21 protein-coding genes and 1 tRNA gene are annotated in these 24,099 nt (G+C 32.7%); 17 read left to right on the forward strand and 5 right to left on the reverse strand.

Going from position 1 to position 24,099, the window contains the following annotated elements; all coding sequences use genetic code 11:
* Positions 1 to 4: 4 nt before the first annotated feature.
* Positions 5 to 991 (reverse strand): 6-phosphofructokinase, encoded by a 987-nt coding sequence (gene pfkA, locus HNQ90_RS16870; RefSeq protein WP_144118101.1) that lies wholly within the window; start codon positions 989 to 991, stop codon positions 5 to 7.
* 141 nt (positions 992 to 1,132) lie between these two features.
* Positions 1,133 to 5,530, reverse strand: a complete 4,398-nt coding sequence (locus HNQ90_RS16875) for a translocation/assembly module TamB domain-containing protein (RefSeq protein WP_144118102.1) — start codon at positions 5,528 to 5,530, stop codon at positions 1,133 to 1,135.
* Between the two features lie 165 nt (positions 5,531 to 5,695).
* Between HNQ90_RS16875 and tsaD the strand changes: the two genes are divergently transcribed.
* From tsaD to HNQ90_RS16920, 9 genes are all read left to right on the forward strand, one after another.
* Complete coding sequence (tsaD, locus tag HNQ90_RS16880; protein WP_144118103.1) at positions 5,696 to 6,718, forward strand: tRNA (adenosine(37)-N6)-threonylcarbamoyltransferase complex transferase subunit TsaD; 1,023 nt, start codon at positions 5,696 to 5,698, stop codon at positions 6,716 to 6,718.
* A 554-nt stretch (positions 6,719 to 7,272) separates the two neighbouring features.
* Positions 7,273 to 7,908, forward strand: coding sequence for a peptidylprolyl isomerase (locus HNQ90_RS16885; RefSeq protein WP_144118104.1), 636 nt, complete (start codon positions 7,273 to 7,275; stop codon positions 7,906 to 7,908).
* Positions 7,908 to 8,612 carry a 16S rRNA (uracil(1498)-N(3))-methyltransferase gene (locus HNQ90_RS16890; RefSeq protein ID WP_144118105.1) on the forward strand — a complete coding sequence of 235 codons (705 nt, stop codon included), beginning with the start codon at positions 7,908 to 7,910 and terminating at the stop codon, positions 8,610 to 8,612. Before HNQ90_RS16885 ends, HNQ90_RS16890 begins: the two co-directional genes overlap by 1 nt.
* 6 nt (positions 8,613 to 8,618) lie before the next feature.
* On the forward strand, positions 8,619 to 9,260 hold the full coding sequence (locus HNQ90_RS16895; RefSeq protein WP_144118106.1) for a DUF4159 domain-containing protein: 642 nt from the start codon (positions 8,619 to 8,621) through the stop codon (positions 9,258 to 9,260).
* A gap of 6 nt (positions 9,261 to 9,266) precedes the next feature.
* Positions 9,267 to 9,605 (forward strand): hypothetical protein, encoded by a 339-nt coding sequence (locus HNQ90_RS16900; protein ID WP_144118107.1) that lies wholly within the window; start codon positions 9,267 to 9,269, stop codon positions 9,603 to 9,605.
* A 40-nt stretch (positions 9,606 to 9,645) separates the two neighbouring features.
* On the forward strand, positions 9,646 to 10,146 hold the full coding sequence (locus HNQ90_RS16905; RefSeq protein WP_144118108.1) for a TrmH family RNA methyltransferase: 501 nt from the start codon (positions 9,646 to 9,648) through the stop codon (positions 10,144 to 10,146).
* 52 nt (positions 10,147 to 10,198) lie between these two features.
* A complete protein-coding gene (locus HNQ90_RS16910) occupies positions 10,199 to 11,287 on the forward strand; it encodes an AI-2E family transporter (protein WP_144118109.1) in 1,089 nt (362 codons plus the stop codon).
* Positions 11,288 to 11,295: 8 nt separating this feature from the next.
* Positions 11,296 to 12,480 (forward strand): THUMP-like domain-containing protein, encoded by a 1,185-nt coding sequence (locus HNQ90_RS16915; protein WP_144118110.1) that lies wholly within the window; start codon positions 11,296 to 11,298, stop codon positions 12,478 to 12,480.
* On the forward strand, positions 12,477 to 12,833 hold the full coding sequence (locus tag HNQ90_RS16920; RefSeq protein WP_144118111.1) for a hypothetical protein: 357 nt from the start codon (positions 12,477 to 12,479) through the stop codon (positions 12,831 to 12,833). The genes HNQ90_RS16915 and HNQ90_RS16920 overlap by 4 nt, the downstream gene beginning before the upstream one ends.
* A 16-nt stretch (positions 12,834 to 12,849) precedes the next feature.
* Here HNQ90_RS16920 and HNQ90_RS16925 read toward each other — a convergent pair whose 3' ends face one another.
* From HNQ90_RS16925 to HNQ90_RS16935, 3 genes are all read right to left on the reverse strand, one after another.
* The gene (locus HNQ90_RS16925) at positions 12,850 to 13,308 is read right to left on the reverse strand and encodes an RNA methyltransferase (protein ID WP_144118112.1); all 459 of its coding nucleotides are present in this window, start codon (positions 13,306 to 13,308) and stop codon (positions 12,850 to 12,852) included.
* A gap of 75 nt (positions 13,309 to 13,383) precedes the next feature.
* Positions 13,384 to 13,457, reverse strand: a tRNA-Arg gene (locus HNQ90_RS16930).
* Positions 13,458 to 13,683: 226 nt separating this feature from the next.
* The gene (locus HNQ90_RS16935) at positions 13,684 to 15,270 is read right to left on the reverse strand and encodes a solute:sodium symporter family transporter (protein ID WP_144118113.1); all 1,587 of its coding nucleotides are present in this window, start codon (positions 15,268 to 15,270) and stop codon (positions 13,684 to 13,686) included.
* A 150-nt stretch (positions 15,271 to 15,420) separates the two neighbouring features.
* On the opposite strand from HNQ90_RS16935, the gene HNQ90_RS16940 reads away from it, so the two are divergent.
* The 8 genes from HNQ90_RS16940 to HNQ90_RS16975 all read left to right on the forward strand — a co-directional run bounded on the left by HNQ90_RS16940 (position 15,421) and on the right by HNQ90_RS16975 (position 24,078).
* Positions 15,421 to 16,413, forward strand: coding sequence for a GntR family transcriptional regulator (locus HNQ90_RS16940; RefSeq protein WP_144118114.1), 993 nt, complete (start codon positions 15,421 to 15,423; stop codon positions 16,411 to 16,413).
* A 19-nt stretch (positions 16,414 to 16,432) separates the two neighbouring features.
* The gene (locus HNQ90_RS16945) at positions 16,433 to 17,323 is read left to right on the forward strand and encodes an aldose 1-epimerase (protein ID WP_144118115.1); all 891 of its coding nucleotides are present in this window, start codon (positions 16,433 to 16,435) and stop codon (positions 17,321 to 17,323) included.
* A 3-nt stretch (positions 17,324 to 17,326) separates the two neighbouring features.
* Complete coding sequence (galK, locus tag HNQ90_RS16950) at positions 17,327 to 18,475, forward strand: galactokinase (RefSeq protein ID WP_144118116.1); 1,149 nt, start codon at positions 17,327 to 17,329, stop codon at positions 18,473 to 18,475.
* Positions 18,476 to 18,503: 28 nt separating this feature from the next.
* Positions 18,504 to 19,526 (forward strand): UDP-glucose--hexose-1-phosphate uridylyltransferase, encoded by a 1,023-nt coding sequence (locus tag HNQ90_RS16955; protein ID WP_144118117.1) that lies wholly within the window; start codon positions 18,504 to 18,506, stop codon positions 19,524 to 19,526.
* Positions 19,527 to 19,612: 86 nt separating this feature from the next.
* Entirely contained in the window at positions 19,613 to 20,002 is a 390-nt protein-coding gene (locus HNQ90_RS16960; protein WP_144118118.1) for an acyl-CoA thioesterase, read from the forward strand.
* Positions 20,003 to 20,072: 70 nt separating this feature from the next.
* A complete protein-coding gene (locus tag HNQ90_RS16965; protein ID WP_144118119.1) occupies positions 20,073 to 21,668 on the forward strand; it encodes a hypothetical protein in 1,596 nt (531 codons plus the stop codon).
* A 134-nt stretch (positions 21,669 to 21,802) separates the two neighbouring features.
* On the forward strand, positions 21,803 to 23,665 hold the full coding sequence (locus HNQ90_RS16970) for a PAS domain-containing sensor histidine kinase (RefSeq protein WP_144118120.1): 1,863 nt from the start codon (positions 21,803 to 21,805) through the stop codon (positions 23,663 to 23,665).
* Between the two features lie 2 nt (positions 23,666 to 23,667).
* Positions 23,668 to 24,078, forward strand: coding sequence for a response regulator (locus tag HNQ90_RS16975; protein ID WP_144118121.1), 411 nt, complete (start codon positions 23,668 to 23,670; stop codon positions 24,076 to 24,078).
* Positions 24,079 to 24,099 lie beyond the last annotated feature (21 nt).

Here is a 24,099-nt window from a genome sequence, read left to right on the forward strand (position 1 = left end):
AATGTTAAGTGCTCATGATATCTGAGACACGCAATAATTCTAAGTTTATTTTAGTTTTTCCTTTAATGGCATTATCTAATGGTGTAAGCTCCATTTTACCGTTTAGTAAACCAACCATATAATTGGTTTGTCCGTTTAATAACGACTCTACAGCTTTTACACCCATTCTACTAGCAAGAACCCTATCGAAACAAGATGGTGCTCCACCACGTTGCATGTGACCAAGAACGGATACTCTAACATCGTATCCTTCCATGTTTTCATCAACATAATCCTTTAATTCGAAAATATTCTTTCCGATTTTATCACCTTCAGCAACAATAACGATGCTTGATGATTTACCAGATTTTCTACTTCTATTTAAAGAGTCTACCAATCTTTCTAATCCTAAATCTTCTTCAGGAATAAGAATTTCTTCGGCTCCACCAGCAATACCTGCATTTAGTGCAATATGACCAACATCGCGACCCATTACTTCTATAAAGAATAAACGGTTATGCGAACTGGCTGTATCTCTAATTTTATCGATAGCTTCTACTACTGTATTTAGTGCTGTGTCGAATCCTAAGGTATGTGAGGTTCCGAAAATATCATTATCAATAGTTCCTGGAATACCCATTACTGGGAAACCAAACTCTTGATTAAATATAAGAGCACCTGTAAACGAACCATCGCCACCTACTACAACCAATGCATCAACTTCTGCATCAACTAAGTTTTGAAAGGCTTTTTTTCGTCCTTCTTCCGTTCTAAATCCATTGGATCTAGCCGATTTAAGAATAGTTCCTCCTTTATTAATGATACCTTTTACACTTCTGGCATCCATTTGTTTGAAATCACCTTCAATTAATCCTTCGTAACCGCGGTAAACTCCAACACATTCTATATTATGGTAAGCACAAGTTCTAACTACCGAACGTATGGCTGCGTTCATCCCTGGTGAATCTCCTCCAGAGGTTAAAACTGCTATTTTTTTTATTGTTTTTGGCATTAATTATCAATTTTAATAAAGTAAAATTACTAAACAAAATGCACATATCTATAGCAATTACAGTAAATTAACAACAGTTTAAAAACTATAACGTTTTAGTTGATAAAAAAAACTAAAGATTTACGAAACCGACCTTAAAAACTACTCTTTTTTGGCCGATGGCTGAATAGAAATATAATCTGGTAAGGCATTTTCTTCGGTTTTTTCCTCTTGAATTTCTAAACTAGGATTATCGTCCGTTTTAGATTTTTTAAAGAGCTTTTGAAGCAATTCCTTAAAGGTATCGAAATCGACATTATACGATAATCCGACACCTTGCGTGTACCCTATATCTTCACCAAAATTCTGGATGCTATTTTCTCTATTAAATACATTGGCGGTAAGGGTGCCTTCTTCATTTAAAAGGAAATCGATTTCCACATCGCCCGCTACCACAGTACTGGTTGCTCCACCAACAGGAACCCCAACCTTACCATTTATTAGCACACGGTCGCTAATTTGAGTTTGTAGCGTAACACCAAACCTATCATCAGTTTGATAATCTGGTCTGTTTTGTCCGGCTTCGTAATTTAAACCTACGTTAACCTTTCCGTCTTCCGATGAAAAGATGCTGTTCAAAATACCGTTTAATCGTTCGGCAATAGTTCCAGAAGCATTTAAGGCGTTTAAACCGCTTGAAAACGAGCCTGTAGATACTAAAAACAAGGCTTGTGTATCGCGCTCATCTTTAGATTCTAATCGGTAATTAAGCTCAGATTTTATGGTTGATGTTACATTAGGAAACTCAAAACTAAATTCTGGTACAGGTTGCTCGATATCGCCAGTAATAGCAATGTTTAATTCTACAGGAATACTTCTATTAATAGGATTATCTAGTAATGGCGATGGATTTGCTTGGGTTTTATAAATAGCCAACATATCGATAGTGGTGTTCTTAAGCGGATCGCCATTCCAGGCAATGGTACCACCAGGTTGTACTATAAATTGCTTTTGAATAATGCCACCGTAAGCAAAATTGTAAACCCCTTCGAATACGGCAAAATCGCCCCACATATCAAACTTTCCGTTGGTGTTTATTTCTACCAGAATACCTCCAACTCCACGTCCTTTTAAGGAATGACCCGTTTCTTTGTCGATAATAATTTCTACTTCGGCATCTTGGGTAACATCTAATTCGAAATCCAGTTCTAGTCCTTTTATTTCTTCATACACTAATTCTTCACCCATTTTACGAGCTTCTTTTTCATCTTTAGTTATAAAATGAATGTATGAGTTATCTCCAAATGACTCTGAATCGTTTAACGGGATTTTAAATACGGTTCCTTTTTTGGTTTCGCCTACTACACTAATTACCAATTGCTCGGTAGGTCCATAAATACTCGCACGACCGCCAATAAAACCGGTACCATAATATAAAGATTCTTCGGTTTCTTTGGTGTCTAGAATAAGTAATCTAGGAGTTGTAATATCTAAACCTAAATCCCATTTACCAAAATTAACATGGCTAATAGAACCCTCTAAATACCCTTTGGAGTTATGTTTGGTATCGGTTAAATTAATTTTATTAAATATAAAGCTTTGATTTTTTAGGGTTATGGATGCATTGGTATTAAAATCGTAATCCACATTTAAATAAGGCACACCTAAGCCACCGTTTTTAACAATTAAATCGCCGTTAAAATCGGGTTTCTTTAAATCGCCAATAACATTAACACTACCATTGGCTTCTCCTCTAATATTAGACAACACGCCATCTAGCAAAGGATTTAAAGGTGATAGATTAAAGGCATTAAAATCAACCTTTACATTAATAGCCGATTGTTTACCAGAAACCGAAATATCTCCTTTTGCTGCAAACGAGCGTGTTATATCGTTTTTAATAGTAGCATCTACAGTGTAATTGGTAAGCGACTCATTACCTTTTATAGTAGCATCAAAAGATCCTAATAAGAAATCGTTAACCTTTAAATCGTCTATTACAATAGTGGAATTTGGAAGATAGCTACCGTTTTGCTGTAAAATATCTAACTTACCATTAACATTTCCTGCCAAGGATAAACTATCTATATCGGGCGTTATTTTAGCTAAATCTACATTGGTAAAATTTAGTTTTATATCCTTTTGCGTAGAATCGCGAACAAAACCAGAAAACTTAATTTCTTCGTTATTATGGTTAACCCTAAACTTATCGATATCGAACTTAGATAGTTTTTTATCGAATGTTATTTTATGAAATTTATCCTGATCTTCGTTTATAAACCACTTGTAATCCTTTATAGTTATATCGGACTGTTTAAAACCAATTACCGACTCGTTAGCTTCATTTATAGTATGGTAAAAACTTAGGTTGAAGTTGTCTTTATTTCGGTTTCCTCCAGAAAACTCCGATCGCATAAATAGCGTATCGCTTACCGTTACATTAATTAGGTTAAATTTAGATATGTTGTAGTAATTAGTACTTAAACTATCAATCTCTACATAAGTATTAAATAAGGGGTTGCTATTATCGACTTGCAACTCGATATTGTTAGCAAAGTTTTTTAAGTATTTAATTTTAGGCGATTTAAAAGTGAGCTTAAAATTTTCCTCCTCGCTTTCTACACGCCCTCTAATAAACGTGTTTTTGGCAAGCTCTAATTCTGGATAAATAACTTCGACAATTTTATTGTAAATTTTGAAGTTAAAATCGATACTTTGATTGGTATCTACCTCATGCGGAATGTAGTTGGTGTAAATATGACCAATAGAATTTTCGAATAGCTTTTTTAGGTCCTTTAAAAAGAAATGACCTTTTAATTCGCCTTCAATAATATCTGGAGAGATAAACTCTACGTATCGCGTATCGTCTTCAAACCTTGATGAAATATCAAACTTATCGAAAAAATAGGTGTCGTTTTCGTTTTCGTATCTCGTTTTGGTGAAGGCTATTTTACCAACAGCATCATCAAAACTACTACTATTCATGTTCATTTTAACACGGCTTCTAAAAATAGAGATGCTATCTTTTTTAACAAAATTAAGCGCGTTTAAATTGGCATGATCTACAATAGCCTCGAAATCGTATTTTTTTACGGTTTCAGAAAAATCTACTAATCCTGTAAAGTTTAATTTTAAGTTTTTATCGCTAACGTTTAAATTTCCGTCGAAAATTTTATTCTGTAAATTTCCTGCAACTTTAATATTATTGTAATTGTACCGGTTATAAATGAGCTCGAAAACCTCTCCTTTAACTTGGGTGTCCACCTTTTCGGCAGTAAACCCTTTTCCGTTAACATCAAAATCTAAAGAACCTTTCCCGAAGTTTGGATCGTCTAAAAACACCCCAAAATCGAATTGCTCGAAAATAATCTGGCCTTTGTAATCGGCATTATCAATATCGTTAATTTTCGTGATTTCTAAGTTAGAATCTACAAAACCTAATTCGGTATCAATTTCAATATCTGCTAATACTTTTGATGATGTAATTTGAGAATTCCCTCTAACGGTAAAATACCCCAAACGATCGAAAGAAGATGGTATAGCTTCGCCCAAAACATTTGGCAATAGTGCTTTTAAGTCTTTATAGGTAGATGATAGGTTACTAAAACTACCATTCATATAAAAATTATGATCCTCTTTATTAAATAGGTTTTTAAAATTAATATCGCCATAAACTCTCGTTTTAGAGTTTGTATTTAACCTTAAATTGCTAGTATATAAATCGTTTAAAGTTCCTGTAACATCGGTACTAAATGTGGCCGATTGGTTGACGCCAAACTCGTTATAAAACGTGTTAAGCTCATCCAACAAAATCTTAGAGTCTTTAAAACTAGCTTCAACCTTAACTTTATCGACAAAATATTGTAAATCCTCTCGCGCATACAAAAACTTTAAATTACCATTTAATACCGAGCTTGGTGTTTTTATCTGCAGGTTTGCAAAGGTCATATCGGTTAAGGTATATGCGAAATCCGTCATCATATTTTTAACCTCTACACCTCTACTATCCTTAAAAGCTAAAGTGTTTATACGTGCGCTAACATCGCTTCCATTAATTAAAAAGTTAGTGGCGTTAATATTTAAATCTTCAAAATGAAGCACTTTGGTGGTTTCTTTGTTCTCATCGGACAGCATAAAAACACTGTTGTAAATAGAAACATCACTTGAGGATAGCAAAAAGTTGCTTTTTCCAGTTCTTGGGTTATCGCTTTCAAACCTATCGACAAAAACATCGAGGTTGGTTTGCTGCTCATCTTTATAGGTTTTAATATTAAAGAGCAAGTTTTCAATATCAATATCGCCAAAAACAAGATTGCCTTGGTATAAATTCCTGAAACTTAAAATAGATGTGTTTAATTCTGTAATACTTATTAGCGTGTCTTTTTTGTAGTCTTCAATGTAAATATCTTTAATTTCTATATCTCCATTAAACTGCAAACTAACTTTATCAATATTAATGTTTGTTTTGAAATCGTCGTTTAAACGTTTGGTAGCATACTTACCTAGCCTTGTCTGAATATAAGGAATAGACAGCACCAACACCAATATGATGAATAACATTAGCAAAATACCTGCTAATTTTAAAAGTATTTTTAGAAATTTTTTGATGTCCTTAAAGTTATAACTTTATTAAGAATAAACTATTTTTGCATATACGAACGCATGTAACCACAAAGATGCTTATTCGTTTTCAAAATTAACAATTATTGTGCCTAATATTTATTAATGTCTTCACAAAATATTTACATTCTAGGAATTGAGTCGTCTTGCGATGATACAGCGGCTTCTATAATTTATAACGGACGTATTTTAAGCAATGTTATTGCCAGCCAAAAAATACATGAAGAATATGGTGGTGTTGTACCAGAATTAGCTTCTAGAGCACACCAACAAAACATAGTTCCTGTAGTGCATCAAGCATTAGAAAAAGCAAGTATTACTAAAGATGAATTACATGCTATTGCCTTCACCAAAGGTCCAGGATTAATGGGGAGTTTATTGGTAGGCACATCGTTTGCTAAATCTTTGGCTTATGGCTTAAACATCCCGCTAATTGATGTAAACCACATGCAAGGGCATATTTTAGCACATTATATTGATGAAGATGGTTATAAAAAGCCACCTTTTCCGTTTTTAGCAATGACTATTTCTGGTGGCCATACACAAATAGTTAAAGTAGATCACTATTTTGATATGACTGTTATTGGAGAAACCATTGATGATGCTGTTGGTGAAGCTTTTGATAAAAGTGGAAAAATTTTAGGCTTAGGCTATCCTGCCGGACCAGAAATTGATAAACGTGCCGCTTTAGGAAACCCGAAAGCCTTTAAATTCACGAAACCAAAAGTGGACGGTTTAAACTTTAGTTTCTCTGGATTTAAAACTGCTGTGCTTTATTTTATACAGCGCGAGGTAAAGGCCAACCCTAATTTTATTGAAGAAAACTTAAATGATATTTGTGCCTCTATTCAATATACCATTATTGGCATTTTAATGGACAAATTAAAACTCGCTACAAAGCAAACAGGAATTAACCATATTGCTATTGGTGGCGGGGTTTCGGCAAATTCAGGCATTCGTAAAGCTTTAAAAGATGGCGAACAAAAATTTGGATGGACTACTTACATTCCTAAGTTTGAATTTACAACCGATAATGCCGCAATGATTGCTATTGTGGGCTATTTAAAGTTTTTAGATGGTGATTTTGCAGAGCAGAATGTTGTGGCCTCGGCTAGATTGAAGATTTAAATATGCATCAATTATATACAAAACCATTTATTTATTTTTGGTTTGCATCGGCACTAACCACACTAACAGGTTACACCTTATTCACTAAAATTCATAGTCAAAAATTAGTGTTCAATTTCCAAGAAAATTATTTTGTTATTTCCAATATTGAATTTAATATTTTTATTGGATATATTTTAGCATGTATTGGCTTAATCTACTATATACATTCAATATTCAAAATCACACTTTTTGAATATTTAACGATAAGCCATACACTATTAACCCTAGGCTGTCTTATAGTTTATTTTTTAAGTCCCATGTTTCTATTAGGCGAAAAGAAAAACTTTCCTTTATTTGATAATGAAACTTCCATTGATCATTTTATAATCATTATTGGAAGTATTGCTACATTGGTTCAACTTATTCTAATTTCTAATTCTATAATTAGCTCCATAAAATGTTTAAGGCAAAAAATTAAGTTATAAACAATATCTTCTTGAAAACTTATTGATTTTTTTTTAAATGCTCCATTTTTACTTATAAATTTGAAACCGAAATTAAAACCTACTATTATGTTTAAAAAATTACTCCTTTTACTCTTAATTAGCACAGCCTTTGTAAACGCTCAAACTTCGGTTGAAAAAGATTTAGAAATTCTAGAAACAACGGAACAGGCGGAAACCTACTTAAAAGAGAAGAAATCTAAAAAAAACAAATTAATTACCTTTAACGAAGAGAAACATAAAACAATTTTAGCTAAAGAACTCTTTAAACTTAGTATTGGAGGCAAAAAAGTTAACGACGGCGAGTTCGAAAAAACGTATTATAAAGTCGTAAATAAAACGAAAAAAAAATATGAGAGATTATCTTACATCTACTTAGATGGCTCTAAATATAAATTAGAAGAAATAAACACCCTACGCGACAAAATTATAGCTAAATATCACAATGGTGCGCCTTTCGATTTTTTAGCAAAACAATACTCTATGGATGCTAACGCTAAAAAAGGTGGCGATTTAGGATGGTTTTTAAAGGAAGAAACTCACCCCGCTTTTGAAACTAACGTATTTGGCGAAACTCATGAGTTAAACGATATCTTTAAAGTGGATGTGCCTACGGAAAATTGGTACTATGTTATTTTAAAAACGCACGAACCAAAAGAAATTTTAGAAATTGACGTTTTAAAAATAGTTGAATCTAAATTATAATGCAGCTTTTTTATAACCCATACATAACAGAAGATACCGCGCTTTTCACTTTTAATAGAGATGAAAGCAAACACATTGTAAAAGTTTTGCGTAAAACCATGGGCGACACGCTATACATAACAAATGGTAATGGTTGGCTATTTACTGCAGAAATTTCGGTGCCAAATATTAATAAATGTACAGCTAATATTGTTTCGAAGGTACTACAACCTAAACGCAATTACAGCTTACATTTGGCTGTAGCGCCAACTAAAATGAACGATCGTTACGAGTGGTTTTTAGAAAAGGCCACGGAAATAGGTATAGACAGCATTACACCTATAATTTGCGACCATAGCGAACGTAAAATAATAAAACAAGAACGTTTTGAGCGCATCTTACAATCGGCCATGAAACAATCGTTAAGTTGTTATTTACCAAAATTACACGAAGCCATTTCGTTTCAAGATTTTATCGAGCAAGATTTTAAAACCGAAAGGTTTATTGCACATTGCGAGGAAACCGATAAAAAATCATTAAAACAACAATTAAAACCTGGTTCTAACACTACTATTTTAATTGGACCAGAAGGTGATTTTTCTGTTAAAGAAATAGCCAAAGCACTAGAAAACAATTTTATTCCTGTAACTTTGGGTGAAACTAGATTGCGAACAGAAACAGCTGCTATTGTAGCCTGTCATTCGGTAGCGTTTACAAACGAATAATTTTCTATGAAATTATATTTATCTATTTTCTCAAGCCTTTTTTCTCTTTTCGTTTTTAGTCAAGATTTAGCTATTTTAAAATACAAAGGTGGTGGCGATTGGTACGGAAACCCTACAGCTTTACCAAATCTTATTAACTACTGCAACACCAATTTAAGAACTAAAATAAACCCGAAACCCGAAACCGTTGAAACCGGAAGCACCGATATTTTTCAATATCCGTTATTACATATGACAGGCCACGGAAATGTGTTTTTTAGCGACACAGATGCCGAAAACCTACGTAATTATTTAATGTCTGGTGGTTTTTTACATATAGACGATAACTACGGCATGCAGCCTTACATAACCAAAGAACTTAAAAAAGTATTTCCGGATAAAGATTTGGTAGAATTACCAAATAACCATCCTATTTTTAATTATGCTTTTAAATTTCCCAATGGCTTGCCAAAAATACACGAACACGATGGCAAACGTCCGCAAGCTTTTGGTATTTTTAATGAAGACCGTTTGATATTATTATTCACCTATGAAAGTGATTTGGGTGATGGTTGGGAAGACCCAGAAGTGCATAACGACCCCGCCGAAGTAAGAGAAAAAGCACTTAAAATGGGTGGCAACATTATTAAATATGCTTTTGAAAATTAAAGAGTTATGAAATTAAGTTACTATTGCAGTTCCCCTTCTTGTAAAAAACTAAATTACATTAAAGTAAAATCAAACAATCGTTTTGATTTAAAAACGGAGATTGGAATAGAAATTAACGAACGATGCAAACATTGTGGTAATCACACAAAAAGACATATAAATAGATTACACGCAGCCCCAAATTATAAAATAATAACTGGTGGGTTATTGTTAGCTGTCGTATTTACTATTTTGTTTTGGGATTTAGGATTTATTACAACTTTAAGCGGATCTCTTTCTATTGCGATTTGGATGAGTGAAGAAAAAAAAGCAAGCGTATTTAACAAACTTCTTATAAGGGATTAAGTTTACTTACGCCTTAATACCTATAACCGCTAACTTAATTATGCAACTCAACCACTATAACACCAATTTTACAGCAAGAACCTTCCCTATTACATTAATTTGCGATAACGTTACTAACGCACCTAATATTGGTAGTTTGTTTAGAATTGCCGATGCTTTTGGTATTGAGAAACTAATTCTTTGTGGTGAAAATATTCAATTGGGAAGAAAAATGGCAAAAACTTCTAGAGCTACTGAAAAAGTAGTGCAATATGAAATTACCGATTCTGCTTTAACGGTTGTAGAGTCATTCAAATCGAAAGGCCACCAAATACTAGCTTTAGAAATTACAGAAACTAGCACAGCCATACATAGCACTAAATTTTCAAACAAAGCACCAATAGCTCTAGTAATAGGCGATGAAAATTTTGGCGTATCCGACCCCATACTTAAGCTTTGCGATACTATTGTTCACATAAACATGTTTGGGCAAAACAGTAGCATGAATGTGGTTCAAGCCACTAACATTGCGCTTTATGAAATAACCAAACAACTGCAATAGCGATTTTAAAATTAGCCCTACACAGAATTTAAAATAATATTATATTTACTAAATGAATTCAAACACCATTTCTAAAGGTATTTTAAAGGCCATAGGCGTCGTTTTAGGTATCGCCCTAGTATTGTTCTTTCTGTATAAGATACAATCTGTTATAGGCTATATAGCTATATCTGCGGTAATTTCACTAATTGGCCGACCTATTGTATTATTTTTAGAAAACAAATTAAAATTTAAAAACATAATAGCCGTAATAATTACCATTGTGGTTTTACTTGGACTATTTGTAGGATTGGTAGGCTTATTTATTCCTTTAGTCCTCGAACAGGGTCATAATTTATCGCTATTAAACATAGAGGAGCTACAATCTAACATTGAGAATTTATACAAGGAAGTGATATCGTATTTTGATCTTCGTCAAATTGATGTAGAGAAGTCCATTAAGGAATCTGATTTAATGTCTAAAATAGATTTATCCATATTACCAGATTTTTTAAACTCGGTAATTAGCGGGTTAGGAAATTTTAGTATCGGTTTATTTTCGGTTTTATTTATATCGTTTTTCTTTTTAAAGGACAGCAGATTATTTGAAAATGGCATTTTAACTTTTATTCCAGAAAACAAAGAGTCACGATGGAAAACATCAACTACAAAAATTAAAGACTTACTGTCTAGATATTTTGTTGGCCTAATTTTTCAAATACTAATTCTCTTCATTATTTACATGATTGGGCTGTTAATTATTGGTGTTGAAAACGCAGTTGTTATTGCTTTTTTATGTGCGCTTTTAAATTTAATACCCTATGTTGGCCCATTAGTCGGTGGTTTTTTAATGATCACTTTAACCATGACAAGTAATTTAGGAGAATCCTTTAGCGATGTTATTTTACCTAAAACACTTTGGGTGCTTGTGGTATTTGCTATTGGTCAATTAGTAGATAATTTTGGGAGTCAACCTATTATATTTTCAAAAAGTGTGAAGTCGCATCCGCTAGAAATATTTTTGGTGATTTTAATTACCGGTATTTTATTTGGGGTTATTGGTTTAATATTAGCAGTACCTGCTTATACCGCTATAAAAGTGATTTTAAAGGCCTTTTTATCAGATAATAAAATAGTTAAAAAATTGACTAAAAACCTTTAATCTTTACTTTGAATAAAAACATATTAAATACTGATATTCAAAATTTTATAGAAAACAATGCGAATATCGCAATAGGTGATTTAGTCCTAAAAGGAACCGCGTTTCCGGATGTTAACACGAAACAAATCATAGAGCAAATTGAAGCCAAAAACAGATGTAAATCTAAGCTTTTTACTTGGTATTCCACTAATAAAATATACTACCCTAACAAGTTAAACATCGAGCAAACCTCGTCTGAAACCACAGCGGAGTACAAATCGGAATTAATAAATGGCGACTCTATAATCGATTTAACAGGAGGTTTTGGAGTAGATTGTTTTTACTTTTCTAAGCGTTTTAAATCAGTTATACATTGTGAGATTAACGAAAGCCTATCGGACATAGTTAACCATAATTACCATCAATTAAATATTAGCAATATTAAAACCATAAACGAAGATGGTATTGCTTATTTAGAAACTTGGAACAAGCAATTTGATTGGATTTATATCGATCCTTCTAGACGTCATAATAGCAAAGGAAAGGTCTTTTTTTTAAAAGATTGCCTACCCAATGTTCCTGAACATTTAGACATGTTGCTTAAACATTCTAATAACATCATGATTAAAACATCTCCTTTATTGGATATATCAGTTGGAATTGGCGAACTAAAACACGTAAAAAGGATTCATGTCGTTGCGGTTAATAATGAAGTTAAAGAATTGCTTTGGGTACTAGAAAACGGATATGACTCGGAAATTAGCATCAAAACAGTAAACATAAAAAAAGATAAAGAAGAGCACTTTTCGTTTCCTTTACACGAAGAAAAACTCACCGAATCAGAGTACAGCCTACCACTCGATTATTTATACGAGCCTAATGCTTCCATTTTAAAATCTGGTGCCTTTAATCAAATATCAAAACAATTAGAGATTAACAAGCTTCAAAAGCATTCACATTTATATACGAGTTCTGCTTTAATAGATTTCCCTGGACGCATCTTCACTATTGAAGCTTATATACCATATAATAAAAAAGCACTCAAACGACTAGGTATAAAAAAGGCGAACATCACCACGAGAAATTTCCCGGAAACGGTACAACAAATTCGAAGCAAATTCAAAATTAACGATGGCGGCAACGACTATTTGTTTTTTACTACAGATATGAATGCCAACAAAATTGTTTTAATCACTAAAAAGACTAACCTATGATGCTTAAAGACTTAGTTGGACACTATACCGTAGTAGGTAGGAATCAAGATGACGAACCCAATACCTATAAAGGTTCTCTAAGCTTAACGCTTGATGAAAACAACAGAATTAAAGCAAAATGGCTAATAAACAAAAACCAAGAACAATTTGGAACAGGTTTTTTTAAAGACAACATTCTTGTTATTAATTTTAACTACAAAATGGACCACAACGTTTTTAAAGGCGTGGTTGTTTATAAATGTCTATCTAAGGATGTTTTAGATGGCTTTTGGTCCGAAAAACACGGCGACCCTAATTACCTAGGTAAAGAACAATGTTTTAGAGCAGACAGCACTAAAGAGGTTATAAATTAAAAGGCTGCTTATTAAACTAAGAGCGAGGTTTATCTATACCTCTATCATAAAGCACGATACTACCAGCTACAGCAACATTTAAGCTTAATTCCGATTTAAATTTTACTAAAAAATGAGATTTCTCGATAGCTTGTTTAGACAAACCATGATCTTCAGCTCCTAACAAATACACGCATCGTCTTGGATGATGAAAGGTTTCTAGTGCCTCAGCAGTATCCGTTAGCTCCACTCCCACCAATCTAGCACCTTTAGGAAGGCTGTTAAAAAAATCATCGAAAGTATCATAATGGAAATAAGGCATTGCTTTTACAGCATCATGAGTATCGCTAGCTTGTTTTGCATAGCGATTACCAATAGTAAATATAAAACTTGCTCCTAAGTTTTGAGCAGTACGCCATAATACACCTAGGTTTTCGGGAGTTTTCCCATTCTGAATTCCTATTCCGAAAAATTCATTTTTAAAATTATCACTCATATCCAATACAGTTACAAAAAGCAATCTAAAGTATGCAAAACAAAAAAGCCTCACTAAATATAGTGAAGCTTTTTGTGAGCCCTACAGGATTCGAACCTGTGACCGCCTCCTTAGAAGGGAGGTGCTCTATCCAGCTGAGCTAAGAGCCCTCAAAGAAAACATTTTCGTTTTCCGGTGTGCAAATATAAAATTAACTATATATCTAACCAAAAGAAATGTTTATAATTTTTAGTATAAAATGACATTTAAAAAAAAATAAAAGCTATGTGCTTAATAACAGCTATTTTACGTCGTTGCTTTAACTTAAAATAGAGCAAAAAAAAATCGTCAAAAACATAGTTAATGACGATTTTTATATTAAAATCTTATATTTTTTTAGCTAAAAATCACGTAAGTACTAATTACCACAATGCAAATTGCAAGACCTACAGGTTTAACAAATTTCCAAGGGGTAACATCTACGTCTCGTGTATATTCTTGAACAAAGTTTGTTTCTCTAGGTTTCACTTTACCAATTACTAACATTAACACTACCGTTAGCACAAAGCATATAAATTGCACATGCAAGAAATGTGGTAAATCCATTTCTAATCCCTTGGACAAAATAATATATGTAACATAAAAAGTAAAAGAGAATACAATACCCGCTTTAGCAGCAATAGCAGGAACTCGCTTAGTTAAGAAACCAACAACAATCACCGTTAAAATAGGAATACTATACGCACCATTTACGGTTTGTAAGTAACCAAATAAACCATCGGATGCATAATATAAAAACGGAGCTACAAACATGGAGAATATAGCCAGAACAATACCGAATTTTTTACCCACAGAAACCACTCTAATTTCTTCTGCTTCTTTATTTATATATTGTTTATAAATATCTATACCAAATAATGTTACACAACTATTTAAAGCTGAATTAAATGAACTTAAAATAGCACCAAACATAACCGCAGCAAAGAAACCAACTAAAGGCGCTGGCAATACTTCGGCCACCAATCTAGGATAAGCAATATCGTTATTAGCAAGTACCTCTCCACCCCATTTGTGATATGCAATTATACCTGGTAAAACCACAATAATTGGTCCTAATATTTTAATAAAAGCAGCAAGCGTTAATCCCTTTTGACCTTCAGCTAAATTCTTAGCCCCCAAAGCTCGTTGTATAATTTGTTGATTTGTACCCCAGTAAAAAAGCTGAACAAGCATCATACCTGTAAAAATAGTAGCAAAAGGTATTGAAGAGTCTTCGCCACCAATAGCATTTAACTTTTCTGGATGTTCGCTGGCTAATTTAGCTAAACCTCCTGTAAGACTTCCATCGTCCGCGATAGCCATTAACCCAAATACAGGAATTAAAAGCCCACCTATTAAAAGCCCTATGGCATTTATAGAATCGGATACAACAACAGCCTTAAGTCCTCCAAAAATAGCATAGATAGAACCTATAATTCCTATGCTCCATACACATAACCAAACAGACTGCCATTCGGTTATCCCAAGTAATTCAGGAAGATTAAACATTCCGCTAATACCTAAAGACCCCGAATACAGCACAATTGGTAACAACACAATAGCATAACCCGATAAAAACAACCCTGAAGTCATAGCTTTTGTAGTGGTATCAAATCGATCTTCTAAATATGTTGGTATTGTAGAGATCCCTCCTTTTAAATATTTCGGTAACAAATACACGGCAGTTATAACCATAGCTATAGCTGCTAAAGTTTCCCAAGCCATAACCAAAATACCATCAGCATAGGCTGAACCATTTAAACCTACAATTTGCTCGGTAGATAAGTTTGTTAATAATAAAGAGCCTGCAATAACTCCAGCCGTAAGACTTCTTCCTCCTAGAAAATAACCATCTGAAGATTTTTCGTTTGTGCCTTTTGTGGCGTAATAAGCAATAACAGCAACCAATATGGTAAAGCCGGCAAATGAGAGTATTCCTAACATTATGTTTGTGGTTTAGTTTAGTTTTCTTTTTAATAATGTTTCAAATATATAGATTAATATTTAAACTATCATAGTTCAGAACAAAAAAAAACCAAACTAGTACGGTCTAGTAGGTTTTTAATTAAAAAACATTTATATTTGTATCCTATTATGATTAAAATTAAAAGAAAAATAGGAACCCCTAAGTATAAGCAGATCATCAATTCTATTGAAGACGCTATACTTACTGGCACTCTTAAAAAAGGTGACCAGATACCATCTATTAATAAAATTAAGGATGAGAACAACCTATCTAGAGATACTGTAATGACTGCCTTTAACGAACTAAAAAGTAGAGGCATTATAAAATCTATAGTTGGCAAAGGCTATTATATTAACAGTGAAAACATAAATATTAATCAGAAAATATTCCTATTATTTGACGAATTAAATTCTTTTAAAGAAGACCTATACAATTCATTTTTAGAACATTTAGGAGATAATATTCAGGTTGATATATTTTTTCATCATTTTAACAAAAACACCTTTGATAAGCTGATTTTAAACAATTCTGGAGATTACAATTACTACGTAATCATGCCTGCAAATTTAAAAAATACAAATTCTGCTATTAAGAATTTACCAAAAGAAAAGGTATATATATTAGACCAAATACAAGAAGATTTAATAGATTATCCTGCTATTTATCAAAATTTCGAAAAGACCATTTTTAATAATCTTACCAAGGCTATTCATCTTATAAAAAAATACAAAAAATTAATTTTAGTGTTTTCTGAAGATAAACAACCATTACCCATGAGAGAAGGGTTTATTAATTTTTGCACAACAAACCAAATGCCTTTTGACTGTATCGCAACACTAAAAGACAGGACTTTAACTAAGGGGGAATTATACATTATTCCCGAAGATAAAATCTTACTAAAAATCATAAAACAAATGAAAAGCGAAGGTTTATTAATAGCAGAAGATATTGGCATAATATCTTATAACGACACCTTGCTTAAGGAAATTGTAGAAGGCGGCATAACCACCATTTCAACAGATTTTAACTACATGGGTAAACGTCTAGCAAAAATGATTTTAAATAAAGAACAAACTAAAATAGAGAACACTAATAATCTAATTATTAGAAGCTCAATCTAACTAAAAATAAGGACTAATTATGTTTTCAATTATTAAAAACAAGACCTCAAATACAATTGAAATAAAATCTTTAAACAATAAAGTTTATGGGCTTATCAACCTAAATGAAGGAGCTAGTCTACAGGTGCTCACCTTAAACGGACAAGCCATAATTAAAAGTTTAGAGCCTTTGCCTTATAAAGATACCTACGCCTCTTCTATTCTATTTCCATTTGCCAATAGAATAAAAGATGGACAATACACTTACAATGACAAATCATACCAGTTTGAAATAAACCAAAAGGAAGAAAACAATGCTTTACATGGTTTGGTTTACAACAAAACTTTTAATGTAGTTGAATCTTTTACAAAGGACGATTCTGCAAGTGTGACATTACAGTATATAGAAGAAAACGAATCCATTGGCTTTCCGTACACCTTTAAAATTCAATTAACATATACATTTACCGAAACTAATTTAGAGCTTGATTTTTCAGTGGAAAACACAGACTCTAAAGCTTTTCCGTTTAACCTAGGTTGGCATCCTTATTTTGTTAGCGATAATCTATCGGAAAGTATTTTAGAATTTGATTCTTCTGAAAAATTAGTCATTGGCGAGCGCAATATTACTACAGGAACAGAAAAACTTGAAAATTTCAAATCTCTTAAAATTGAAAACAAGAAATTAGATGATTGTTGGGTTTTAGACTCTAACAGTATTCAGTTTTATACACCAAAGTATAAATTATCTATACATTCTTCGGCAAAAAACAACTTTTTACAAGCCTACACGCCTCCAAAATTAAACACTATAGCCATAGAGCCTACAACCGGTGTTTCAAACAGTTTTAATAATAACATTGGGCTAGATATTTTAAAACCAAACGACACCTATTCCATTACGTGGACATTAAATCTTGAAAACAACTAAATTATGACCAATACACTAATTAAAGAGGTTAAAACCGCATTTTTAAAGGAATTTAAAACAGCCCCGTTACTTATATTCTCTCCTGGACGAATTAATATTATTGGCGAACATACCGATTACAATGATGGCTTTGTATTTCCTGCAGCTGTTAATAAAGGGATTGCCGCAGCAATTGAAAAAAGCGACACAGGACAATCTACCGCTATAGCTTTGGACTTAGATAGCACTATCGAATTTAACCTAGACACACTTAAACCATCAAAAGAAGGGAGTTGGGAAAATTATGTTTTTGGTGTTGTTGCCGAAATACAAAATAGAAATAAAACCATAGGCAATTTTAATATTGTATTTAAAGGTAATATTCCTGGTGGCGCAGGTATGTCATCGTCTGCGGCACTAGAAAACAGTGTTGTTTTTGGATTAAATGAGTTGTTCCAACTTGGTCTATCTAAAGAGGATATGATTTTAATTTCGCAAAAAGCAGAACACAATTACGTAGGTGTTAAATGTGGAATTATGGATCAATACGCTAGTATGTTTGGTAAAAAAGACTATGCATTACATCTTGATTGTAGAACTATAAAATCGAAGCCTTACAAGATCGATTTTAAAGATCATCAATTAATGCTTATCAACACAAATGTAAAACATAGTTTATCTGATAGTGCCTATAACGACCGACGATCGGCTTGCGAGGCTATTTCCGAATTATTAAATATTAAAGCTTTAAGAGACGCTACAGAAGCCGATTTAGAAACAGTTAAAGACAAAGTTTCTCTAGAAAACTACCAGAAAGCGCTTTACGTTATTCAAGAAAACAAAAGAACTATTAAGGCTGCAAAAGCTATTAAAAATAATGATTTAGAAACCTTAGGTGCTTTAATTTATCAATCGCATGAAGGGCTTTCAAGCCAATACAAAGTAAGTTGTGATGAGTTAGATTTTTTAGTGGCGCAAGCTAAACAGAACAAGCACGTTTTAGGCGCCAGAATGATGGGTGGCGGCTTTGGTGGTTGCACCATAAATTTAGTTGCAAAAAATGAAGCTGAAGCATTTGCAGAAACGGCTTCTAAGGCATACAAAAAACAATTTGATAAAGATTGCTCTGTGTATTTCATTGAACTTTCTGATGGCACACACTTAATAAAATAAAAAAACCAACGATTTTATATTTCAAATAATGAAAAATACAGATTTACAAGATTACTCGCATAAACGCTTTAATATTTTAACTGGCGAATGGGTTTTAGTGTCTCCACATAGAGCCAAACGACCATGGCAAGGTCAAAATGAAGCGGTTAATAATGAAAAACGACCAACACACGATGAGTCCTGTTACTTATGCGCAGGAAACACAAGAATTAATGGAGAAGTAAACCCTAATTATAAAGATGTGTTTGTTTTTACAAACGATTTTGCAGCTTTACAGAACGACTCTCCTACGTTTTCGGTAAACGATGGCTTACTTGTTGCAGAAAGCGAAACTGGTATTTGTAAAGTAATTTGTTTTAGTCCAGACCACTCTAAAAGTTTAGCAGACATGTCGGCTAACGAGATTCAACATGTGGTTTTCGCGTGGCAAAGAGAATTTAAAGAATTGGCTGCCAACCCTAAAATTAATTACGTTCAAATCTTTGAAAACAAAGGTGCAGTAATGGGTTGTAGTAATCCGCATCCGCATGGTCAAATCTGGAGCCAGTCCACACTTCCTAATGAAGTAGACAAAAAAAACACACAACAATTAAATTACTATAACAAAAACAACAGTAGTTTATTGGGCGATTATTTAACACAAGAATTAGAAAACCAAGAGCGTATTATTTTTGAAAATGACGGTTTTGTAGTTATCATTCCGTTTTGGGCGGTATGGCCTTTTGAAGCTATGATTGCTCCAAAAAGGCACATGACCAACATCTTGGAAATGACTAATGCTGAAACACTACAATACGCCGAGGCTATTGCTGTAATAACAAAAGCTTACGATAAATTATTTAACACATCATTTCCTTATTCTTCAGGTATTCATCAAGCGCCAACAGATAGTAATAAAAATAGCCATTGGCATTGGCACATGAGCTTTTATCCGCCGCTTTTAAGAAGTGCATCGGTTAAAAAATTCATGGTCGGTTATGAAATGTTTGGATCGCCTCAAAGAGATATTACTGCCGAATCTGCTGTAAAAATGTTAAAAGAACTATTATAGGCGATACACATAAAGTAGGAGTTTCTATTAGATAACCTAAATAGAAACTCCTATTTTTGCACTTTTAGCAAAGTATTTCTATTTAAATGAAAACATACGAAACAAGCTTAATAGTTACAAAAGATCATATTGACGATTTAAACCACGTTAATAACGTGAATTATGTGCAATGGGTTCAAGATATTGCAAAAGCCCATTGGCAATCGAAAGCCTCAGAAGAACTCCAAACTAAATATAGCTGGTTTCTATTATCTCATTTTATAGAATATAAAAGCGCTGCGTTTTTAAATGACACCATAAACTTAAAAACATATATAGCAAAGGCAGAAGGTGTTACTTATACTCGCGTTGTAGAAATGCATAATGCGAGCACCAATAAACTACTTGCCAAATCTGAAACCAAATGGTGTTTTATAAATGCTAAAACAGAACGCCCATCTAGAATCCCAAAAGAAATTGTGGAATTATTTGATTAATTAGGTACTATTATACTAAATCATAATTTCAAAAGTTATATTTTTAGGGCTCAAATCTTAGCATTTTTAAATGACACGTTTTTTATATTTTTCACTTACTCTAGTATTTTTAATGCTTTGGAGCTCTTGTCGTAAAGACTTTGAATTCGCTCCAAGCACAGGAAGTTTACAATTTTCTAAGGACACCGTTTACTTAGACACTATTTTTACAAATATTGGCTCTAGCACCTATAATTTAAAAGTATACAATAAGAGTGATAACGATATTGTTATTCCTAATATAAGCTTAAAAGAGGGCTTTAATTCCTTATACAGATTAAGTATAGACGGGATGTTAGGCGAAAATAATGGAACATCAGGTTCCGAAGGAAAAGTATTTGAAAATGTAGAAGTTTTAGCCAAAGACAGTTTGTTTATTTTTATAGAAACCACGGTTGATATTGAAAATCAAGCTGCTACTGCCAATCAATTTTTATATACCGATGCTATTGAATTTGATACTGGTAACAACCAGCAAACCGTAGAATTGGTAACCTTAGTTCAAGACGCTGTTTTTATCTTTCCAGACCGCGATAACACCACGAAAGTAATTGATACGCTTACTTTAAATATAGCAGGCGAATTGATAGTAACCGATTTACAAGGTCGCGAATTATTATCCGATGAGCTTACATTTACAAATGAAAAACCCTATGTTATTTATGGTTTTGCAACGGTTCCTCCAAACGAAACCTTAACAATAAATGCTGGAGCACGCGTTCACTTTCATGATAATTCGGGTATCATCGTACCTAACGAAGCCTCTATAAATGTAAATGGCACTTTTAGTAACGATCAAGACCTTTTGGAAAACGAAGTGATTTTTGAAGGCGATCGCTTAGAACCTAATTTTTCCGAAACAACAGGACAATGGGGCACTATTTGGTTATTAGATGGTAGTATTAACAATACTATTAATTATGCTACTATTAAAAACTCAACCATAGGTATTCTATCTGATGGTAACCCTAACGAAACAAAAGATAAACTAACTATAACAAACTCTCAAATTTACAACTCTAGTAGCTTTGGAATTTTAGGAAGAAACACGTCAATTTCTGCCGAAAACCTAGTTATAAATAATTCTGGTTTATCTTCTTTTGCTGGAACTTTAGGCGGAAAATACAACTTCACCCACTCTACTTTAGTAAATTACTGGAACAATGGTTTTAGACAATTCCCTGCTGTTTTATTAAACAATTTTGTTTTAGATGAAGACAATAATGCAACCATTGCAGATTTAACCGAAGCTAATTTTAATAACTGTATTATCTACGGAAATGATAATCCGGAAATTCTTTTAGATGAAATTGAAGATGATAATGTAGTGTTCAATTTTAAATTCACCAATTGTTTAATTCGTTTTAATGATACGAATAACAATTATACAGGGGATAATTACAATTTTGATGACACTTTAAAATACGAAGGAAACATTTTTAATAAAGAGCCAGACTTTAAGGATACAGACTTAAACCAATTAATGATTGGAGAAGATTCTGCAGCCAATGGAGAAGGTTTAGCCGCTTTTTCTGCCCAAGTTCCTGTAGATATTTTAAACACAAACAGAACGGGGTCTCCAGATTTAGGAGCATATCAGCACGTTGCTTTCCCAGAAGAGGATTAACCTTTGTAGCCTTTTATTACAACATTATTTTAATTATCTTTAGCAAATAGCGAATCTAAAACTTAATAAGTTCCACCTTATTTACAGTTACAACTAGCATTTAGCAACCCAAAAAACTTAACCAAACTAGATTAATGAAAGCTAATTTAAATTCTGAAATTATAGCTGTTATAGCTACAAATAAGGAAGGGATAATATACCAATTTAATGAAGGTGCCGAAATCTTACTAGGATATACTGCATCAGAAATGATTGGATTAAAAACAGTCAATTCTTTTCTAGTTGAGAAAGAAGTTAAAAATTTCAAAAAAGACATTGCTTTAAAATACAACATCAAGGATTCAGATTTCGATCCTTATAAATTATTAGCTGAATATAATGGATACGATGCTCGCGAATGCACCATAGTTAAAAAAGATGGCACCACATTCATTTCACATTCTACACTAACACCTTTAATTAGCGAAAGTGGAAAAAACATTGGTTTTATTAGAATCATAAAAAACATTACCAATCAAAAAAACATTGAAGCCGACCTTTTAAGAAAAAATCAGGTTTTAAATTCTGCCGAAAAAATTACCATGATGGGAAATTGGCAGTGGAACCTTATTACCAACGATGTTACATGGTCTAGTAACCTTTATAATATATTTGAGGTAAACCCGAAGAAAAAATTAACTTACGATACGTATTTTAGTTTTGTACATCCAGATGATAGGGAACTCGTTAACATATCGGTTGCAAAATCTTTAAACGATAAGTTTTTTTACGACCTTTTGCATCGCATAAAAACAACTAGTGGTAAAACCAAAACAATCCAGCTATTAGGCGTACTTGTTACAGACAAAGCTGGCAATGTTATTGAAATAATTGGTACCTGCCAAGATGTAACCGAGCAAAGAATGGCAGAAATTAAGTTTAAAGGACTGCTAGAATCTGCGCCAGATTCTATGGTAATTGTTAATGAACTTGGAAAAATCCAGTTAATTAACAAACAAGCCGAAAAATTATTTGGTTACCAAGCCGAAGAGTTGATAAATAAACCCGTAGAATTACTTATACCACAAAGATATAATCATCATACCAAGCATCGTAAAACCTTTTTTGAAAGACCAAAAACCAGAAAAATGGGTGAAGGCAAGGAACTTTTCGGTATTAATAAAAAAGGAAAAGAAATCCCTATTCAAATTAGTTTAAGTCCGCTTAAAACCGAGGAAGGTCTTCTTGTTTCGGCCGCTATTAGAGACATTACATTTCAGAAAAAAGCAGAGAATAAAATTTTAGAAGCTAATAAAAGTTTAGAGCTACTAGCTAATAAGCTTACTTCGCAAAACGTTCAATTAGCAGATTTTGCACACATTACCTCACATAATTTACGTGCTCCTGTAAGCAATTTAAATTCTTTATTGGATTTTTACAAATCTGCTGAAACAGAAGAAGAAAGGACTATTTTATTTGATAAGTTCGAGATTGTTATTAACCATCTTACACTTACACTTAACACATTAATTGAAGCTTTAAAAACTAAAGATGGAAGCTCCAAACATATGGAGTCTTTATCATTTAACGATGTTTTAAACAAAACAAAAGAGATTTTGTCTGGTCAAATTTTAAAAACCGACACTAAAATAGTTAGTGATTTTTCAAAAAAACCAAATATTAAATATAATAAAGTATATTTAGAAAGTATTTTTCTTAATTTAGTAAGCAATGCTATAAAGTATAAATCCAAAGATAGATCTCCAGAAATTTTTATTCAATCTGTAGTTGAAGACGGCATTGAAAAACTCAAGTTTAAAGATAATGGCTTAGGTATCAATTTAGAAAGACATGGCCATAAAGTTTTTGGTTTAAATAAAGTATTCCATAGGCATCCGGAAGCTAAAGGTGTAGGTTTATTTATGACAAAAGTACAGGTAGAATCTTTGGGAGGAACAATATCGGTTGAAAGTGTAGTTAATGAAGGCTCTACATTCAATATTAATTTTAATGAATAAGAATGACTAAAACTTTAAATTTTTGTATTGTAGATGATGATGATATTTATCAATACACCATTAAAAAAACAATAAAATCTCTTGATCTGGACAATAGTGTCATGGCCTTCTCTGATGGTGAAGAGGCTTTAAATTTCATGATTGAGAATCTTAATAAAGAAGATGAACTCCCTGATATTATTTTATTAGATATTAATATGCCAATTATGGATGGTTTCCAATTTATGGAAGAATACATAAAGATTAAACCTAATTTAGGAAAGAAGATTACAATCTATATGGTTTCATCTTCAGTAGATAACGCCGATCTTGAAAGAGCGAATAAAATAAGTGAAATCTCAGATTATATAATTAAGCCTATTCAACGCGGTAGAATACAAACCATAGTGGACAACTTAATTGCAAACCAATAGCTTATATTTACTTTAAACAGC

It is taken from the genome of Algibacter amylolyticus, assembly GCF_014202225.1.
GTDB lineage: Bacteria > Bacteroidota > Bacteroidia > Flavobacteriales > Flavobacteriaceae > Algibacter_B > Algibacter_B amylolyticus.

Excerpts from the sequence above, each read along its gene's own strand:
- HNQ90_RS16945 (WP_144118115.1), top strand. The coding sequence starts at position 16,433 with ATGTTTTCAATTATTAAAAACAAGACCTCAAATACAATTGAAATAAAA.
- HNQ90_RS16975 (WP_144118121.1), top strand. The coding sequence starts at position 23,668 with ATGACTAAAACTTTAAATTTTTGTATTGTAGATGATGATGATATTTAT.
- HNQ90_RS16935 (WP_144118113.1), bottom strand. The coding sequence starts at position 15,270 with ATGTTAGGAATACTCTCATTTGCCGGCTTTACCATATTGGTTGCTGTT.
- HNQ90_RS16940 (WP_144118114.1), top strand. The coding sequence starts at position 15,421 with ATGATTAAAATTAAAAGAAAAATAGGAACCCCTAAGTATAAGCAGATC.
- HNQ90_RS16905 (WP_144118108.1), top strand. The coding sequence starts at position 9,646 with ATGCAACTCAACCACTATAACACCAATTTTACAGCAAGAACCTTCCCT.
- HNQ90_RS16925 (WP_144118112.1), bottom strand. The coding sequence starts at position 13,308 with ATGAGTGATAATTTTAAAAATGAATTTTTCGGAATAGGAATTCAGAAT.
- pfkA (WP_144118101.1), bottom strand. The coding sequence starts at position 991 with ATGCCAAAAACAATAAAAAAAATAGCAGTTTTAACCTCTGGAGGAGAT.
- HNQ90_RS16885 (WP_144118104.1), top strand. The coding sequence starts at position 7,273 with ATGTTTAAAAAATTACTCCTTTTACTCTTAATTAGCACAGCCTTTGTA.
- HNQ90_RS16910 (WP_144118109.1), top strand. The coding sequence starts at position 10,199 with ATGAATTCAAACACCATTTCTAAAGGTATTTTAAAGGCCATAGGCGTC.
- HNQ90_RS16960 (WP_144118118.1), top strand. The coding sequence starts at position 19,613 with ATGAAAACATACGAAACAAGCTTAATAGTTACAAAAGATCATATTGAC.
- galK (WP_144118116.1), top strand. The coding sequence starts at position 17,327 with ATGACCAATACACTAATTAAAGAGGTTAAAACCGCATTTTTAAAGGAA.
- HNQ90_RS16900 (WP_144118107.1), top strand. The coding sequence starts at position 9,267 with ATGAAATTAAGTTACTATTGCAGTTCCCCTTCTTGTAAAAAACTAAAT.
- HNQ90_RS16875 (WP_144118102.1), bottom strand. The coding sequence starts at position 5,530 with ATGTTATTCATCATATTGGTGTTGGTGCTGTCTATTCCTTATATTCAG.
- HNQ90_RS16970 (WP_144118120.1), top strand. The coding sequence starts at position 21,803 with ATGAAAGCTAATTTAAATTCTGAAATTATAGCTGTTATAGCTACAAAT.
- HNQ90_RS16920 (WP_144118111.1), top strand. The coding sequence starts at position 12,477 with ATGATGCTTAAAGACTTAGTTGGACACTATACCGTAGTAGGTAGGAAT.
- HNQ90_RS16965 (WP_144118119.1), top strand. The coding sequence starts at position 20,073 with ATGACACGTTTTTTATATTTTTCACTTACTCTAGTATTTTTAATGCTT.
- HNQ90_RS16895 (WP_144118106.1), top strand. The coding sequence starts at position 8,619 with ATGAAATTATATTTATCTATTTTCTCAAGCCTTTTTTCTCTTTTCGTT.
- HNQ90_RS16955 (WP_144118117.1), top strand. The coding sequence starts at position 18,504 with ATGAAAAATACAGATTTACAAGATTACTCGCATAAACGCTTTAATATT.
- tsaD (WP_144118103.1), top strand. The coding sequence starts at position 5,696 with ATGTCTTCACAAAATATTTACATTCTAGGAATTGAGTCGTCTTGCGAT.
- HNQ90_RS16890 (WP_144118105.1), top strand. The coding sequence starts at position 7,908 with ATGCAGCTTTTTTATAACCCATACATAACAGAAGATACCGCGCTTTTC.